The sequence below is a fragment of the Oceanivirga miroungae genome (genome assembly GCF_902505095.1).
GTDB lineage: Bacteria > Fusobacteriota > Fusobacteriia > Fusobacteriales > Leptotrichiaceae > Oceanivirga > Oceanivirga miroungae.
On record NZ_CABWIB010000001.1, the window covers coordinates 1,324,254 to 1,341,221 of the forward strand.

Annotated in this window: 14 protein-coding genes, 6 tRNA genes and 1 riboswitch; of the genes, 11 read left to right on the forward strand and 9 right to left on the reverse strand. The window is 27.8% G+C overall.

Annotated features, from left to right (window positions below; genetic code table 11):
* Positions 1 to 77: 77 nt before the first annotated feature.
* The 7 genes from OMES3154_RS06260 to gyrB are packed head-to-tail and all read right to left on the reverse strand — an operon-like array spanning position 78 to position 9,841.
* Positions 78 to 464, reverse strand: a complete 387-nt coding sequence (locus tag OMES3154_RS06260; RefSeq protein ID WP_156683913.1) for a helix-turn-helix domain-containing protein — start codon at positions 462 to 464, stop codon at positions 78 to 80.
* A gap of 11 nt (positions 465 to 475) precedes the next feature.
* Entirely contained in the window at positions 476 to 1,231 is a 756-nt protein-coding gene (locus tag OMES3154_RS06265) for an HAD family hydrolase (protein WP_156683914.1), read from the reverse strand.
* A 6-nt stretch (positions 1,232 to 1,237) separates the two neighbouring features.
* Positions 1,238 to 3,610: a phenylalanine--tRNA ligase subunit beta gene (gene pheT, locus OMES3154_RS06270; protein WP_156683915.1), complete on the reverse strand. Its 2,373-nt coding sequence runs from the start codon at positions 3,608 to 3,610 to the stop codon at positions 1,238 to 1,240.
* A 9-nt stretch (positions 3,611 to 3,619) separates the two neighbouring features.
* Positions 3,620 to 4,636, reverse strand: coding sequence for a phenylalanine--tRNA ligase subunit alpha (gene pheS, locus OMES3154_RS06275; protein ID WP_156683916.1), 1,017 nt, complete (start codon positions 4,634 to 4,636; stop codon positions 3,620 to 3,622).
* A 9-nt stretch (positions 4,637 to 4,645) separates the two neighbouring features.
* The gene (locus OMES3154_RS06280; RefSeq protein ID WP_156683917.1) at positions 4,646 to 5,395 is read right to left on the reverse strand and encodes a GntR family transcriptional regulator; all 750 of its coding nucleotides are present in this window, start codon (positions 5,393 to 5,395) and stop codon (positions 4,646 to 4,648) included.
* Positions 5,388 to 7,892 carry a DNA gyrase subunit A gene (gene gyrA / locus OMES3154_RS06285; RefSeq protein WP_156683918.1) on the reverse strand — a complete coding sequence of 835 codons (2,505 nt, stop codon included), beginning with the start codon at positions 7,890 to 7,892 and terminating at the stop codon, positions 5,388 to 5,390. Before gyrA ends, OMES3154_RS06280 begins: the two co-directional genes overlap by 8 nt.
* A gap of 11 nt (positions 7,893 to 7,903) precedes the next feature.
* Entirely contained in the window at positions 7,904 to 9,841 is a 1,938-nt protein-coding gene (gene gyrB, locus OMES3154_RS06290; RefSeq protein ID WP_156683919.1) for a DNA topoisomerase (ATP-hydrolyzing) subunit B, read from the reverse strand.
* Positions 9,842 to 10,024: 183 nt separating this feature from the next.
* On the opposite strand from gyrB, the gene OMES3154_RS06295 reads away from it, so the two are divergent.
* From OMES3154_RS06295 to OMES3154_RS06345, 11 genes are all read left to right on the forward strand, one after another.
* Positions 10,025 to 10,099: transfer RNA gene (locus tag OMES3154_RS06295), tRNA-Glu, on the forward strand.
* Positions 10,100 to 10,112: 13 nt separating this feature from the next.
* Positions 10,113 to 10,188, forward strand: a tRNA-Val gene (locus OMES3154_RS06300).
* A gap of 5 nt (positions 10,189 to 10,193) precedes the next feature.
* Positions 10,194 to 10,270 (forward strand) — tRNA-Asp (locus OMES3154_RS06305).
* Positions 10,271 to 10,288: 18 nt separating this feature from the next.
* Positions 10,289 to 10,364, forward strand: a tRNA-Thr gene (locus OMES3154_RS06310).
* A gap of 2 nt (positions 10,365 to 10,366) precedes the next feature.
* A tRNA-Tyr gene (locus OMES3154_RS06315) sits at positions 10,367 to 10,451 on the forward strand.
* A 22-nt stretch (positions 10,452 to 10,473) separates the two neighbouring features.
* Positions 10,474 to 10,821: a YbaB/EbfC family nucleoid-associated protein gene (locus OMES3154_RS06320; protein ID WP_156683920.1), complete on the forward strand. Its 348-nt coding sequence runs from the start codon at positions 10,474 to 10,476 to the stop codon at positions 10,819 to 10,821.
* A 24-nt stretch (positions 10,822 to 10,845) separates the two neighbouring features.
* A tRNA-Gln gene (locus OMES3154_RS06325) sits at positions 10,846 to 10,920 on the forward strand.
* Positions 10,921 to 10,998: 78 nt separating this feature from the next.
* Positions 10,999 to 11,424, forward strand: coding sequence for a Dps family protein (locus OMES3154_RS06330; RefSeq protein WP_156683921.1), 426 nt, complete (start codon positions 10,999 to 11,001; stop codon positions 11,422 to 11,424).
* 220 nt (positions 11,425 to 11,644) lie between these two features.
* Positions 11,645 to 12,211, forward strand: coding sequence for a type III toxin-antitoxin system ToxN/AbiQ family toxin (locus OMES3154_RS06335; RefSeq protein ID WP_156683922.1), 567 nt, complete (start codon positions 11,645 to 11,647; stop codon positions 12,209 to 12,211).
* A 31-nt stretch (positions 12,212 to 12,242) separates the two neighbouring features.
* A riboswitch (Lysine riboswitch) is annotated at positions 12,243 to 12,408 on the forward strand.
* Between the two features lie 58 nt (positions 12,409 to 12,466).
* Positions 12,467 to 14,008 carry an ABC transporter substrate-binding protein/permease gene (locus tag OMES3154_RS06340; RefSeq protein WP_156683923.1) on the forward strand — a complete coding sequence of 514 codons (1,542 nt, stop codon included), beginning with the start codon at positions 12,467 to 12,469 and terminating at the stop codon, positions 14,006 to 14,008.
* A gap of 10 nt (positions 14,009 to 14,018) precedes the next feature.
* Positions 14,019 to 14,732, forward strand: coding sequence for an amino acid ABC transporter ATP-binding protein (locus OMES3154_RS06345; protein ID WP_269432431.1), 714 nt, complete (start codon positions 14,019 to 14,021; stop codon positions 14,730 to 14,732).
* Between the two features lie 32 nt (positions 14,733 to 14,764).
* Here OMES3154_RS06345 and OMES3154_RS06350 read toward each other — a convergent pair whose 3' ends face one another.
* Together OMES3154_RS06350 and OMES3154_RS06355 are read right to left on the reverse strand one after the other, a co-directional pair.
* Positions 14,765 to 16,396 (reverse strand): cache domain-containing sensor histidine kinase, encoded by a 1,632-nt coding sequence (locus OMES3154_RS06350; RefSeq protein WP_156683925.1) that lies wholly within the window; start codon positions 16,394 to 16,396, stop codon positions 14,765 to 14,767.
* On the reverse strand, positions 16,393 to 16,968 hold a 576-nt coding region (locus OMES3154_RS06355), incomplete at its 5' end, for a response regulator transcription factor (protein WP_156683926.1). The genes OMES3154_RS06350 and OMES3154_RS06355, both read right to left, overlap by 4 nt.

Here is a 16,968-nt window from a genome sequence, read left to right on the forward strand (position 1 = left end):
ATAGTTTTTATTTTTTTGTAATTGAATCCGTATACACCGTCTCCAGCACCCAAAAATATATAGTTTTGGGTGTAACTCTAAGCTTTAAATCCCTTTAAATTCTTTATAGTTGTCTTTAATATATCTTCTAAAAATCTAAGTTCTCTATCATTTAAACTATTTATATCATCTGAAATACTACTTAATTTTTCATTAGTTCCTAGTAGTTTTTGATAGCCTCCTATATTTTCTTTAATATATTTTTCTCCAATACCATACATAAGCCAGTCAAAAGAAACATTAAAGTATTTTGAATAACACTTTAATGCTTCTAATGTTATTTTTTGCTTTTTATTTTCCCATTTTGAAATGCTTGATTTATCAAAACCCATATTAAATTCTTTTGTAAAAATATATGCAAGATTATCTAGGGTATAGTTTTGTTCTTTTCTTAATTCTTTAAGTCTGTCTTCTAAACCTATCATATTTTCCCACCTTATATTATATGGCTAAAATATTTAATATTATCTACTAAATCAAATACCTTTGTATTTTTTCTAGGATTTATTATCATTCCATACTCTATATCAAATGATCTTAACATTTGATAATCCCCATCAGAATCTCCAGCTATCAATAATGGCGGATATCCATATCCCAATGATTTTATGGCATCAACTTTCCCTATTCCTCTGGTTATCAGTCCGCATTCATAGCCAGATAAAATATTATCCTCCATTAGTTTATTATTACAAGCTAATACATTTTCTCTTTTTAAATTATATAAATCAGCAGCAACATAAACTTCATATATTATTGAAGCTGAGCATATATATATTTCTATATTATTTTCTTTAAATAAATTAAAAAGCTTTTCTATATATTCCCTTTTTGAAAAATCTTCTTTGTAATAAGTTATAGCTTTTTTTGTTAAGTTATACACTTCATCTTCTGTATAATAACTAAGTAAAAATCCTGTAATATCATCTCTATATTCTCTATAAATTTCATTTACTAAACTAGAAAAATCCCTTTTAATATTTAAATTTTCAATTTTATCTTTAAATTTATCATATTTTTTAAGTCTATTTTTCATTTCATCTAAACCTATTCTAAACTCTTCAAATTCTAATTGATATTTTAAAGTTAATCTTTCTACATCACCTTTTATTATTGTTTCATCACAATCAAAAACAACATAGTTTTTTCTAGTTTTATCCATATTTGATATTATTTTTCTTATTCTTTCCATAACATCCTATCTTATTTTTGCTAAATAATCCTTTTCTAGCTTTTTAACTATCTTATCCATAACAGCATTTATTTCTTTTTCTTCTAGTGTCTTATTATCATCTCTCATTAGAATATTTATTGCAAAACTTTTCTTACCTGATTCTATTCCTTCACCTTCGTAAATATCAAATAGTTCAACTTTTTTAACTAATTTATCTATTCTTTCTACTTGTTTTACAACATCTCCAACTAATACACCTTTATTTACAACGACTGCTAGGTCTCTATTTACTGATTGATATTTGCTTATCTTGTTATATACAAATTTATTTTTCATATATTTTTTTGCTTTATCTAAATCAAATTCAAAATAAAGAATTGATTTCCCTTCAAGATTAAAGTTTTCTAGTAAATCAGGATGAACTTCACCTAAACTAGCTATAACATCTTTTCCCATCAATACATCAATAGATCTACCAGGGTGGAAACTCATATTTTCACTTCTTAATATTCTATATGAATTTAGAGATAATTTTTCCGCTACTTCTTCCATAATACCTTTTATATCATAAAAATCATAAGATGTTTCTTTATTATGTATAGTTTTTTCTTTTGCTCCTGCTAATATTACTCCTAATTTTTTAGTTTCATTATTATTACCATTTTCATTATTAAATACTTTACTTAGTTCAAAAAATCTAATATCTTTAAAACTTCTATTGAAATTATCTTTTGCATTTTTAAGTAAACTATACATTAAAGTATCTCTCATAACTGCAAAATCTTCAGTTATTGGATTAGATATTTCAATTATATTTTTATATTCTCTTTTTATCATTTCATAAGCGTTTTTAGGAATGAAGCTGTAGTTTATAACCTCATTTAGACCAAGAGAATAACAAATGTTTTTAACAAAATAATCTAGCTTGGTTGTATCTACTATTTCTTCTTTTTTAATATCTAATTTAGGTAATACATTTTCTATATTAGCAAAACCATATATTCTTATTATTTCTTCAAAATAGTCTTGTTCATCTAGTAAATCTTGTCTAAATGAAGGAGGTGTTAAAATTAAGCTCTCCCCTTTATCTTCAACTTCAATTTCTAAAGATTTTAGTATTTCTATTACTCTTTCCTTTTCTATTAACTTACCAACAAATCTATTTAATCTTTCAAATGATAATTCTGATGAATTTAATTTGTCATTAACTAATGTAGTATCTTTTATACCTTTTAATACTTTTCCACCAGATATTTCTACAATTATATTAGCTAATCTATCAATTACTGTATTAAAATTATCTTCATCTACACGACGTTCAAATCTGTATGATGATTCGCTTATTATATTGTATTTTCTTGATGTTTTTCTAACACTCATTGAATCAAAGTGTGCTACTTCTAACATTATATTTTTTGTTTCATTTGTTACTGAGTAATCTTTAGATCCCATAACACCTGCTAGAGCTATTGCATTTCCATTTGATGATACAATAATATCATCAGTATCTAGTTCTAAACTCTTATCGTCTAATGTATTTATTTTTTGACCTTTTGTAGCATATTTTACAGAAATATTTTTGTCTATCTTATCTAAATCATATACATGATTAGGTTGTCCTAATTCCATTAAAATATAATTAGAAGCATCTACTATATTATTAACACTTTTCATTCCAATAGCTTCTAATTTTTTAGATAACCACTCTGGGCTTTTTTTAACTTCTACACCTTCTATTATTCTTGTTATAAATCTATGGCTTAATTCACTAGAATCTATTTTAATTTCTGTATCATTTTTCTTATCTATTTCACTTACATCTTTTTTAATTTCCTTTAGAGGAATATTATAATAAGCGCTTAATTCTCTTGCTATTCCTATATATGATAGGCAATCTGGTCTATTTGGTGTTATTTCTAACTCAAATACAACATCATCTTTATCTAATAGTTTATTTAATGGTACTCCTAATTGAGTATCTTCTGGAAATATTATTATTCCATCTGATTCTTCACCAATTCCAAGTTCAGACATAGAACAAAGCATTCCATTTGATTCATATCCTCTTATTTTCCCTTTTTTAATAACAAAATCTTCACCTAATGTTGCACCTATTTGTGCCATTGCAACTATATCACCTTTTTTATGGTTAGGCGCTCCACATATAACTTGAAGTGTTTCTTTTCCATTATCTACTTTTAACACTGTTAAGTGATCTGATTCTGGCATTTTTTCATATTCAACAATTTTTGCTGTTAAAACTTTATTTAAATGCTCATATTTTTTTTCGATTTTTTCAACTTCTTGACCTATCATAGTTAGTGCATTTTCTAGTTCAGATATACTTTTGTCTTTTATTTCTATATATTCATTTAACCAATTTAATGATATTAACATTTTTTCCTCCTAAAATTGCTCTAAAAATCTGATGTCATTTTCATAAAATGCTCTTAAATCATCAATACCATATTTTAACATAGTAACTCTTTCAACACCGATACCAAAAGCAAATCCATGATATTTTTTAGGATCTATTCCTACATTTTCTAAAACCTTAGGATTTACCATTCCACTTCCTAAAATTTCAAGCCATCCTGTGTATTTACATAGTCTACAACCAGATCCATTACATACTCCACATTCAACATCCATTTCAGCGCTAGGCTCTGTAAATGGGAAAAAGTGTGGTCTAAATCTAACTTTTCTATCTTGTCCAAATATTCTTTTAACTATTAACTCTAATACAGCCTTAAAGTTTGAAAATGATACATCTTCTCCTACCATAAGACCTTCTATTTGGTGAAACATTGGTGTGTGAGATACATCATAATCTGGTCTATAAACCTTACCTAATGATATCATTCTAAATGGTGGTTTATTATCATTCATATATCTTATTTGCATAGGCGATGTTTGGGTTCTTAATAAGATATTATCTGAGATATAGAAAGTATCAGTTTTTTCTCTTGATGGGTGAGTTAGTGGTATATTTAATGCATCAAAATTATACTCAACTAATTCAACCTCAGGCCCATCTACTATATCAAATCCCATTTCCATAACTATTTCTTTAACTTCCATTAAAGTCTTAGTTATTGGATGTATAGTCCCTAGTCTATTTATACGACCTTTTAAACTTACATCTATTGTTTCTTCTTGTATTCTTTTTTCTTTTAAGTAGTTTTTTATTTCTTTTGTTTTTGTATCAATTATTTCTTGTATCTTAGCTTTTTCTTCATTTATTACAAGACCTACTTCTTTTCTTTTTTCAGCTTCTAATTTACCCATTTCTTTCATTAGTAAATTAATTTCACTTTTTTTACCAAGTGCTAAGATTCTTATTTCATTTAACTCTTCAAGATTTTTAACTTCATTTAATTTTTCATGAATTTTTTCTGTTAAAATTCTTAATTTTTCTATCATTTTTGCTCCTTATCCAATAAATATTGGTTTTTCTGATGTTTCAATTACTTTTATTCCAGTTTGACCTGTAAGCCTTTCTAAAAATATTGGGTAGTTAAGTCCTCCCATTAAAACTATATCATAGTTAGTTAAATATTTTTCAATAATATTAGCTATATTATTTCCCTTCTCATCTATAATATTACAAATATTTCCAAATCTTTCTGTTAATCTATTTCTATCTTCTACATTTACACGTAGTACATCTATATTATGCTCACCAAATAAATTAAAGTATGAGAAAACTGATTTATTTACCATATATCCACCATCATTTAACATAAGTACTTTTTCAAATGAATATTCAGTTGTTTTTTCATTTAATAATACAAATGGCTTATAGAAGGTTCTTATAATTTTAGTTACTAATGGAGTTAATTCTCCTTCATCTTTAACTACTACCAATAAATCATAAGCTTTCATTTCTTCACTTATTACTTCGTATTTATCACCACTTAATTCATATACCATATCAAAGGAATTATCTAATTTTGTTTTTAATGTTTTATATATTTCTCCTTCAATTTCTCTATATTCGTTTATAGGGATAGCAAAGCTTGAAATATCTCCTTGAAATAGCTCATACTTTTTTATGTCTTTAACATATAAAGCTACAGTTTCAACGTCTTTAAAATATTCTTTTATAGCCTTTGCAAAAGAACTTGCAGATAAAATTTCATTCTCATTGCTTATACAAAATAGGATTCTTTTTCTACTCATTTTCTTTTTCTTCCTCTTCTTCTACTTCCATAGATAATGCAACTGAAGATACATAATCACCTAATCTTGGTTTTATTACAATTACTCCAGATGTATATCTACTTATAGTAGAAATTTGTTTTATTCTTGTTTTTATTAGTGTTCCATCTTTTGTTATAATTAAAACTTCTCTTTCTTCGTCACTATTATCTATTAGTAATGATTCTACAACATCTCCTGTTTTAGCTGATATTTTAAAGTTTTTAACTCCCGTTCCACCTCTTTTTTGAGTTGAATATTCACTTAATTTAGTTCTCTTACCAAACCCAAATGTAGAAACTGTTAATACTTCTAAATTCTTTTCATTTTTAGTTGAATCAATTATACAAGCAGATGATACTTTATCACCTTGTCTTAGTTTTATAGCTTTTACTCCTCCAGCTGTTCTTCCCATACTTCTAACATCAGTTTCTTTAAATCTTATTGCCATTCCTTTTATAGTTGCAACAAAGACTTCATCATCTTTTCCACTAGATAATGCAACAAATACTAATTCATCGTCATCTTTTAGACTAATTGCTATTTTTCCATTTTTATTTATATTCTCAAACATATCTAGTTTTGTTTTTTTAGCAATTCCTAATCTTGTTAAGAAGAATATTTCATCACTCTTATTAGCGTTTGCAACACTTAATATAGCTGAAACATTTTCATCAGCATCAAGGTCTATTATATTTCCAATTAATTTTCCACGAGCTTTACTACTTGCTTCAGGTATTTCATATACTTTTATGTTGTATACCTTTCCTTTATCAGAGAATACTAAAAGTCTATCTAATGTTTTAACTGTATAAATATTTTTAACTTCATCATCTTCTATAGTATTAGTTGAATTAACTCCTACACCACCTCTTTTTTGAAGCTTATATGTATCTGCTGAAACTCTTTTAACATAGCCTTTATTTGTTATTGTAACAACAACTTCTTCTTCTTTTATCAAGTCTTCTATGTCTATATCATTTCTTTTATCTTCAATACTAGTTCTTCTATTATCTGAGTATGTAGTTTTTAATTTTATTACTTCTTCTCTTATAATATCGTATTTTTTTTGGTCAGAATCTAATATTGATTGTAAATCTGTTATTAGTGCTAGTAATTCGTTGTATTCTTGTTCTATTTTTTCACGTTCAAGACCAGTTAATCTTTGCATTCTCATATCTAGTATTGCTTTAGCTTGAAGTTCGCTAAATCCAAATTCACTCATTAATCTTTCTTTAGCTTCACCAGGATCTTTCGATGATCTTAAAAGTGCTATTATTTCATCAATACTATCTAGTGCTATTCTAAACCCTTCTAATATATGAGCTCTTCTTTTTGCTTTTTCTAAATCAAATTCTGTTCTTCTAGTGATTACTTCATATCTGTGTTCTAAGTATTTATTTAATATTTGTTTTAAATTTAATATACGTGGAACATTTTTAACTAAGGCTAGCATAATAATACCAAAAGTTGTTTGTAAATCTGTATATTTATATAGCATATTTAATATCAATTCTGGTTCTTCACCTTTTTTAACACCCACAACTATTCTTATACCATCTCTATCTGATTCGTCTCTTAGTTCACTTATACCTGTAATTTTTTTCTGTCTAACTAAATCTGCAATTTTTTCTATTAACTTTGCTTTATTTACTTGATAAGGAATTTCAGTGATTATTATTTGATTTTTACCGGATTTAGTTTGTTTAATATCAACTTTACCAACTAATTGTATTTTACCACGCCCGGTTTTATATGCATCAATTATTCCTTGACGACCATTTATAATACCACCAGTTGGAAAATCTGGTGCTTTTATATGTTCCATTAGTCCGTCAATTGTAATATTTCTATCATCTATTAAAGCTACTATTCCATCACAAAGTTCTGCTAAATTGTGAGGAGGTATATTTGTAGCCATACCAACAGCTATTCCTGTTGCCCCATTTAATAATAGATTAGGTAATTTTGCTGGTAATACTACCGGTTCGTCTAAAGTTTCATCAAAGTTTTTTCTAAAATCTATTGTATTTTTATTTATATCTTCTAACAATTCATTAGTAACTTTTGACATTCTAGCTTCTGTATAACGCATAGCTGCTGCACTATCACCATCGATTGACCCAAAGTTACCGTGACCATCAATTAACATATATCTTGTATTAAATTCTTGAGCCATTCTAACCATTGAGTTATATACAGCGCTATCTCCATGTGGGTGATATTTACCTAAAACTTCCCCTACGATTCTCGCTGATTTTTTAAATGCTTTATCATAAGTCATACCTAACTCATTCATAGCAAATAGTATTCTTCTGTGAACTGGTTTTAATCCATCTCTAACATCTGGTAAGGCACGGCTTACAATTACACTCATAGAATAGTCTAAATATGAGGCTTTTATTTCGTCTTCTATGAAAATAGGTAGTATTTTATCTTCTACTATATCTTCATTATTCTTATTTTCTATATCTGACATATTATCTCCTATTAAATATCTAAGTTTCTTACATAGTTTGCATGTTCTTCTATAAATTGTCTTCTTGGTTCTACCTTATCTCCCATTAAAATATTGAACATTTTATCCGCATAACTTGCATTTTCTAAACTTACTTTTAGTAAAGTTCTTGTATTAGGATCCATTGTTGTTTCCCATAATTGCTCTGGATTCATTTCTCCTAACCCTTTGTATCTTTGTATACCATATCTTGAATTATTTTCGTCTAATTTTTTAGTTATTTCTTTTAATTCATCATCTGAATATGCATATTTTGTACTATTTCCTGCTTGTACTTTATATAAAGGTGGCTGCGCTATATATACATTTCCATTTTCTATTAATTCTCTTAAATATCTAAAGAAGAATGTTAATAATAATGTTCTAATATGAGCACCATCAACATCGGCATCCGTCATTATTATTATCTTACCGTATTTAAGTTTTTCTATATCAAAGTTTTCACCTATATTAGTTCCAAATGCTGTTACCATTGATTTTATTTCGTTATTTTCTAAAATTTTGTGTAATACTGATTTTTCAACATTTAAAATTTTACCTCTTAAAGGTAAAATAGCTTGGAATTTTCTATCTCTTCCCTGCTTAGCTGAACCACCTGCTGAGTCTCCTTCGACTATGTATATTTCACATTCGTCTGCAATTTTACTAGAGCAATCTGCAAGTTTACCTGGAAGCGATCCTATTTCTAAACCTGTATTTCTTAGAATTGCAGATCTTGCTTTTTTAGCTGCTTCTCTTGCTTTTCTACTAAGAATCATTTTTTCTATAATAGCAGCTGCTTCTTTTGGATAATCTTCTAAGTAAAGTTTTAATTTAGATGAAACTATACTATACACAGCCCCTGTTGCTTCTCCACTTCCTAGTTTTGATTTTGTTTGCGATTCAAACTGTGGTTCTGGGAATTTTATATTTATTACAGAAACTAATCCTTCTCTAACATCGCTTCCTTGTAGGTTTTCATCTTTTTTATCTTTTATTAAATTCATTTGTTTTGCAACATCATTTACAGTTCTAGTTAAAGCGCTTCTAAATCCTTGAACATGTGTCCCACCATCATATGTATTTATATTATTAACAAAAGAATATTCAACAGTTGACTGAGATTGTCCATAAGTTAAGGCAACTTCAACTTCTATATATCTTCTCTCATCTAGCATATATTTATCTTTTATGTATATAACCGGTGTTATCATTTTTTCTTTTTCCATTATTTCTTCAACAAAATCTTTTATTCCACCATCAAACTTAAATTCAGATACCTCTACATCTTCTTCATCAATGTCACGTTCATCTATTAAAACTATTTTAAGCCCTGTATTTAAATAAGCTAATTCTTTTAATCTATCTTCTATAATCGCGTGTTCAAAGAAAATTTTCCCGAAAATTTGTTCGTCTGGTCTAAATTTTATTGTAGTCCCATGTTCATTAGGGTCTGCAACTCCAATTATTTCACAATCAGTCACTGGTTTCCCTCTTGAAAATTCTTGCCTTGCAATTTTACCATCTCTTTTTACCGTAGCAATTAACTGAGAAGATAACGCATTAACAACCGAAATTCCAACTCCATGAAGTCCACCTGAAAATTGATAATTATTATCATTGAATTTTCCTCCAGCATGCAGTACTGTCATTATTACTTCTAAAGTAGGTCTTCCTGTTTTGTGCATATCAATAGGTATTCCACGACCATTATCTGTAACTTCTATATAGTTACCAGGAAGCATTTTTATTGTAATTGTATCACAATATCCAGCTAGAGCTTCATCTATACTGTTATCAACAGTTTCCCATAATAAATGGTGAAGTCCTCTTGATGTCGTTGTTCCTATATACATTCCAGGTCTTTTTCTAACGGCTTCTAATCCCTCTAAGACCATAATGTCTTCTGAACCATATTTTCTCTCTTCCATATCTAATCTCCTATTTTTTATTCTATGTTATTATACCATTTTATTAACTTTTTAGCTAGTTTTTTATAGCTTTGAGAGGGGGTGAAATAAAAAAAAATAAAAATTTTATAAAATTTTGTTGACATACCGCTTTTTTTTTGATAATATATATCTTGTCCTTAAGGGATAGCAAAAAATTGGTATGGGCTCTTCGTCTAGTGGTTAGGACATCGGGTTTTCATCCCGGAAACAGGAGTTCAATTCTCCTAGAGCCTACCAAAAATATATAAATGGTCGCATAGCTCAGTTGGGAGAGCACCTGCCTTACAAGCAGGGGGTCACTGGTTCGAGCCCAGTTGTGACCACCATTTATGGAGGTGTAGCTCAGATGGTTAGAGTGCTTGCCTGTCACGCAAGATGTCGCGAGTTCGAGTCTCGTCACTTCCGCCATTATTTTTTATATAATATGCCGCTTTAGCTCATTTGGTAGAGCAACTGACTTGTAATCAGTAGGTGGTTGGTTCGAATCCGACAAGCGGCACCACTGGCGAGATACCCGAGTGGCCAAAGGGAGCAGACTGTAAATCTGCCGGCTCCGCCTTCGAAGGTTCGAATCCTTCTCTCGCCACCATTTTTATGCAAGGAGAACAAATATGGTTAGAAAGCTAAAAGGTACTAAGGCTCCAAATAGCCAAAATGATATAATCCAAAAAGCTAAGATTATGCAAGAAGCTATGTTAGCCGCTCAAGAAGGTTTAAAAGATAAATTTGTTGAAACTAGTCTTGCTGGTGAACAAATAAAAGTTAAAGCTAATGGACAAAAAGAAATAGTTGAATTAAAAATTGGAAAAGACATAATAGAAGAAGCAAAAGATGATACCAAAGAATTAGAAAGTTTAATTTTAACTGCAATAAACGATGTTTTAAGAAAAGCAGAAGAATTAACTGAATCTGAAATGGAAAAAATAACAGGCGGTGTTTCAATACCCGGACTATTTTAATAAATGACACGAAAGTGTCTTTGATGGGCTGTAGCCAAGCGGTAAGGCATCGGACTTTGACTCCGACATGCGTTGGTTCGAATCCAGCCAGCCCAACCATTGAACCAAAAGGTTCTTTTTTTTTGTCTTATTTTTAAAAAAGTGCTAGAATAAAGTATATACAAGGAGGAATAAATTATGGAAAAAGCATTAAACAATTTTTTAGCAGATTTAGCAGTACTTAGTTTAAAAGTTAAAAATTATCACTGGAATGTAAAAGGAAAGGGGTTTTTCTCTATTCACAAAGAACTAGATAATATTTATGAAAATTTAGATGAACAAGTTGACGTAATAGCAGAAAGATTATTAGCATTAGATAAAAGACCTTTATCTACATTTAAATCATTCTTAGAAAACACTAAAATTAAAGAAGGTAAAAACGAAGAAGTAAGTATAGATGTCGTTTTTTCTGATTTAATATCTGATTTTACTTATATGGTATCTGAAGCTAAAGATATTAAAGTAAAAGCAGACGAAGAAAATGATTTTGGAACTTCTGCTCTTTTAGATGAGTTTATATTACAAAGTGAAAAACTATTGTGGATGTTAAAAGCAGCTAGATAAAACTATATTTGACACTATTATAATTTAGTGTTACAATAAATTAATTAAAGAAGGTGTCCCGCTACCTATATCCCAAAGGTGGACCATTAAAGAAGGTGTCCCGCTACCTATATCCCAAAGGTGGACCATTAAAGAAGGTGTCCCGCTACCTATATCCTAAAGGTGGACCATTAAAGTTTATTTAGGGGCAATGCCCCTTTTATTTATATAGGAGTGTTTTATGACAAAAATAATAGATTATAATTTTTATATGGTTGATATAAACTATATTGAATACTTGAATAAGATTGATTCTGAAGTATATTTTAACAATTCTTATAGAAGTAATATCAAACCCTTTGTTGGTATAGTTGTTTTTATTGATGAATATCATTATTTTATCCCTTTGTCCTCAGCAAAGGAAAAACATAAAAATTGGAAAAATGTTTCTAAAGAGCACTTTTTGATTTATGAAATAGTAGAGGGCAATGCGGATATAAATGGTATTAGTAAATCTTATTCAAATGATAAAAGACTTCATATTCTTTCTGTATTAGATATAAAAAAAATGATACCTGTACCAGAAAAACATTACAAAAAAATGGATTTTAAAAATTTTAAAGATTTAAAATACAAAAAACTTCTAGAAAAAGAATATAATTTTTGTCTATCTATAAAGGATAAGTTGGTTGATAAAGTAGAGGAAATTTATAGGGAACAAAAGAAAACTGGTATTATAAGGCTTGCTCATTGTAATTTTAATAAACTTGAATCAGCTATGAAAGAATGGGAAAATTTACAAATTTGACAAAACCTAAAAAAAGTGGTAGTCTTAATTAAATAAAGGTAGAGGTGCAAAATTTAAAAGTAATTTATGGAGTTGGCAAACTATGAAGTAAATGAAAGGAAATTTTGCCGAAATTAAGCTTGTGCAAAAGCTTAGTTGGGTGTATAGATAATATCTATATAACTGTCACTAAAAATTAGTGTTGAGCTATCCTAGTATTTAATTTTTTTTATTTACTGGTAGCTTTCTATCAGTTTTTTTATTTAGGAGGCTAAGATGAGATTAAAAAAATATTTTTTAAGCTTATTACTATTATTTCCAAGTTTTTTAACTTTTTCTAATGATGGTAATAATGAAATTAGAGTAGGTATGGAAGTTGGTTATGCTCCATTTAACTGGTATCAGACTACAGATGATAATGGTGCAATAAAAATCGCTAATGGTTATGCGAATGGATATGATGTGAAAATTGCTAAACTTATTGCAAAAAAACTAGGCAAGGATTTAGTTATTGTTCCTAGTGATTGGGATTCTTTATTAGGTCCAGCACTTAATTCAAATAAAGTAGACTTAGTAATAGCAGGTATGTCACCAACAGAAGAAAGAAAGAAAAGTCTTGATTTTTCAAATTCATACTATGAATCAGATATAATGGTAGTAGTAAATAAAGATGGTAACTATATTAATTCTAAAACAAAAAATGATTTTAAGAATGCTAAAATTACTGCTCAATTAAATACTATGCACTATACATTAATAGATCAATTAAATGGTGTTAATAAACAAGTAGCGATGGAAAATTTCCCAGCAATGCAAGTAGCTCTTAACTCTGGTAAGATTGACGGGTATATTGCAGAAAAGCCAACTGCTATATCAGTTGAATTAAGTAATCCTAATACAACATATATAGAACTTTCTGATGGTGGATTTAACTTTAATAGATCTGAATTTGATGTTGCAATAGCTTTAAAAAAAGGGAATATAGAATTACTTAGTAAGGTGAATGAAGCCCTGTCTGAAATCAGTAAAACTACTCGTGATAAGTTAATGAAAGAAGCTATTAAAACTCAACCAGTAAATGGTGAAGAAAATTTATCATTTACTAAAAGAGTATTATCTATTTTAAAAGACTATGGACCTAAATACTTATTAGGAACATGGACAACAATTTATTTAGCTATTTTTGGAACAGTAGTTGGATCTATTATTGGTCTTATAGTTGCTATTGTAAATAGTGTTGAGATAACTAATAAAAAATCAAAATTCCATAATATATTATTCTATATACTAAAAAAATTAAATTATATATATATTCTTGTATTTAGAGGAACACCTATGATAGTTCAAGCAATGATATTTTACTACGGTTTAGGTCAGATATTTGGAATAAATATATCTCCTATTACAGCAGCTCTTATTATTATTTCAATAAATACAGGAGCTTATGTGTCAGAAATATTCAGAGGTGGCTTGGATTCTATAGATAAAGGACAATATGAAGCGACAAAGGCCTTAGGGTTTACACACAGAAAGGCTATGATATATATTATTATGCCACAAGTTTTAAGAAATGTGCTCCCTTCTATTGGAAATGAATTTATAATAAACATAAAAGATTCGGCTGTATTATTTGCAATAGGGGTAACTGAGCTTTATACAGTATCTAAACAAATATCAGGTACTAACTTTAGATATTATGAAGTATTTATTATTACATGTTTTATTTACTTTATACTTACTACTGTATTTAGTAGATTGCTTCTAATTTTAGAAAAAAAATTACAAGGTGATGATACCTTTGAAATGGTGGGTGAATAAAATGGAAAATATATTAGAAATTAAAGATTTAGTTAAAACTTACGGAAATAGAACTGTATTAGATGGCATTAACTTAACAGTTAAAGAAAAAGAAGTCATAAGTATATTAGGAAGTAGTGGAAGTGGTAAATCAACTTTATTAAGATGTATAAATTTACTAGAAGAACCTACACAGGCAAAAATATATTTTCATAATAAAGACATTATTAAAAACCACACTAAACCAGAAGAATATAGACAAAAAGTAGGTATGGTATTTCAAAACTTTAATCTATTTGATAATCTAACAGTTCTTGATAACTGTACAATATCACCTATTAAAATACTGGGAATTGATAAGGAAAAAGCTACAAAAAAAGCTATACATTACCTTAAAAAAGTTGGTATGGATAGATTTATAAACGCAAGACCAAAACATTTAAGTGGAGGACAAAAACAAAGAGTAGCAATAGCAAGAGCTCTATGTATGGAACCTGAAATTTTACTTTTTGATGAACCAACATCAGCATTAGATCCTGAAATGGTAACTGAAGTTTTAAATACTATGACTGATTTAGCTAAAGATGGTATGACAATGTTAGTGGTTACTCATGAAATGAACTTTGCAAGAGATGTTTCAACAAGAGTAATATTTTTAGACCAAGGTAAAATAATAGAGGATAATAACTCCCACGATTTTTTCTATAATCAGCAAAACGAAAGAATAAAAGAGTTTATAAAATAATTAGCTTATTTAAAAAGTCCTATAGATTTATTCTATAAGACTTTTTTTAATTTTAAAACTACTGTAGTTCCAATATTATTAGTGTTTTCAATGCTTAATCCGTATTCTTCTCCGTAGTAGTACTTAATTCTTCTATCTATGTTTTTCATACCTACTCCACCTAGTTTTAATTTATTTTTATGGCTATTATTTATACCAATCCCATTATCTTTTATTTCAATATATAGGTCTTCTGATCTTTCATAAACATTAATTTCTATTTTACCAACACCATCAATTTCTTTAATACCGTGATATATAGCGTTTTCTACTAAAGGTTGTATTATTATTTTGGGAACCTGACATTCTAAAAGGCTTTTATCTTTGTAATTTATAATATATTCTAATTTATTTTGATATCTTTCCTTTTGAATTTCTAAATAATTTTCGCTATGTTTTAATTCATCTTCTAAACTTATTACTCTTTTACCTTGACTTAAAGAAATTCTAAAAAAGTTTGATAAGTTTTTTGTTATTTTTATAGCTTTTTCGTTATCTTCAAATTCTATCATCCAGATAAGAATATCTAAAGTATTATACAAAAAATGTGGATTTATTTGGGAGTACAATGAATCTATTTCATATTTTTTTAACTGCTTTATTTTATCAATCATGTTATTTATTTCTTGTTTTAAAATTTCAATCTCTGAGAATGTTGTTTCATTTAAAACTATATTTTCTAATCTATCATCCATATTTTGCATAAATCTTTTTAATTCGTCTAAAGACTTTGTTAATCTATCTGAAATTATTTTTGTTATTATCATAACCGAAATTGAGCTAACAATAAACGCAAAGAAAATAATCTTAAATACATTTGATTTTAAATCAAGTATTTTCTCTCCAGAACTTATTCCTAATATTTCTAAGTTAGTCCCTTTTATTTTGCTATTAAAATATATTGCATTTTCTACTTCATTATATCCAAAATGCATATGTTTTATTTTATTTATTACTTTTATATCTGGCTTTTTCTTTTCAATGTCATTAGCAAATATTATATTATTCTTATCATCTACAATATATACTTGACCTTTGTTACCAAGATTTATACTCTTTAAGTATTCATATAGGGCTATATACTGTAAATCTAATAATATTAAAGCTTGTTTATCATCTTCTTTAACATTTTTACTTAGGGATAAAACCCAGCTATCCATACCTTTATAGTGTTTTTCTCTTGTTGGATTTAGTATTACCCCCTCACTAATAGCATCTTTATACCATTTTTTTTCTAGCATATTAAGGCCCATATTTTTGTTATTACCACTACCATTAGATACATTTTTACCATCAGTTGTAACTATAGAAATTTTTTCTATAAATTTATCTTTTTCCTTTATATTATTTAAAATGTTTTTTACTCTATCTTCTCTAACGTCATTTCCTTTTATGTAGTTTCTTACTTCTTTTATTTGTGAGATAAACTCAATTTCTTTTTTTAAATTAGTTATATATAGAGCAATATATTTTGAAGAACTGTCAACTGATGCTTCTAATTTTTCACTTTCTATTTTTATTATCTGTGAATTTAAAAAACTCAGTAGTAATATAGAGCTTACTGTTAATATAAACATACTAGCTAATCCATAATAAATCATCATTCTTGATTTTAGTGTTTTCATTTTTTACCCTTCTTATACTCTTTGGGAGTTAAGTTAAAGAACTTCTTAAATTTAATATTAAAATAGTAAACTGATTCAAAGCCAATTTCACTTGATATTATATAATTTTTTTTATCTGTACTTAGTAATAATAAGGCTGCTTTTTCCATTCTTTTTTTCAGAACATAATCTTGAAAAGGTATTCCATATTCTTTTTTAAACAAAATACTTAAATATCCAGGGCTTAAATGTAATTTTTCAGCAAAGTAGGTTAAATTAAATTCCTTTTTAAAAACATTTTCCTCTAATATATTATCCATTTGTTCTTTATCAGAACTTTTACTAGCTTCAACAGTTATTTTCTCGATTTTTTTATTTTTCTTTATTATTTCTGCTTTATCTATTAGCCTTTTTGTCATCTCTAAAATATCATTTTTTGTTGTTGGTTTTAAAATATAGTCATCAACTCCTATTTTAATAGCTTCTCTCATGTAATCAAAATAGTCATATCCAGATATTACACCTATCATAATATCTTTATCTATTTCTTTTAGCTCTTTTGATAATTCTAAACCATTTTTTTTAGGCATGTT

What these genes read in the sequence shown, in the direction of transcription:
- OMES3154_RS06320 (WP_156683920.1), top strand. Translation starts at nt 10,474, where the DNA reads ATGGTTAGAAAGCTAAAAGGTACTAAGGCTCCAAATAGCCAAAATGAT.
- gyrB (WP_156683919.1), bottom strand. Translation starts at nt 9,841, where the DNA reads ATGGAAGAGAGAAAATATGGTTCAGAAGACATTATGGTCTTAGAGGGA.
- OMES3154_RS06330 (WP_156683921.1), top strand. Translation starts at nt 10,999, where the DNA reads ATGGAAAAAGCATTAAACAATTTTTTAGCAGATTTAGCAGTACTTAGT.
- OMES3154_RS06340 (WP_156683923.1), top strand. Translation starts at nt 12,467, where the DNA reads ATGAGATTAAAAAAATATTTTTTAAGCTTATTACTATTATTTCCAAGT.
- OMES3154_RS06265 (WP_156683914.1), bottom strand. Translation starts at nt 1,231, where the DNA reads ATGGAAAGAATAAGAAAAATAATATCAAATATGGATAAAACTAGAAAA.
- pheS (WP_156683916.1), bottom strand. Translation starts at nt 4,636, where the DNA reads ATGATAGAAAAATTAAGAATTTTAACAGAAAAAATTCATGAAAAATTA.
- OMES3154_RS06335 (WP_156683922.1), top strand. Translation starts at nt 11,645, where the DNA reads ATGACAAAAATAATAGATTATAATTTTTATATGGTTGATATAAACTAT.
- OMES3154_RS06260 (WP_156683913.1), bottom strand. Translation starts at nt 464, where the DNA reads ATGATAGGTTTAGAAGACAGACTTAAAGAATTAAGAAAAGAACAAAAC.
- gyrA (WP_156683918.1), bottom strand. Translation starts at nt 7,892, where the DNA reads ATGTCAGATATAGAAAATAAGAATAATGAAGATATAGTAGAAGATAAA.
- pheT (WP_156683915.1), bottom strand. Translation starts at nt 3,610, where the DNA reads ATGTTAATATCATTAAATTGGTTAAATGAATATATAGAAATAAAAGAC.
- OMES3154_RS06350 (WP_156683925.1), bottom strand. Translation starts at nt 16,396, where the DNA reads ATGAAAACACTAAAATCAAGAATGATGATTTATTATGGATTAGCTAGT.
- OMES3154_RS06280 (WP_156683917.1), bottom strand. Translation starts at nt 5,395, where the DNA reads ATGAGTAGAAAAAGAATCCTATTTTGTATAAGCAATGAGAATGAAATT.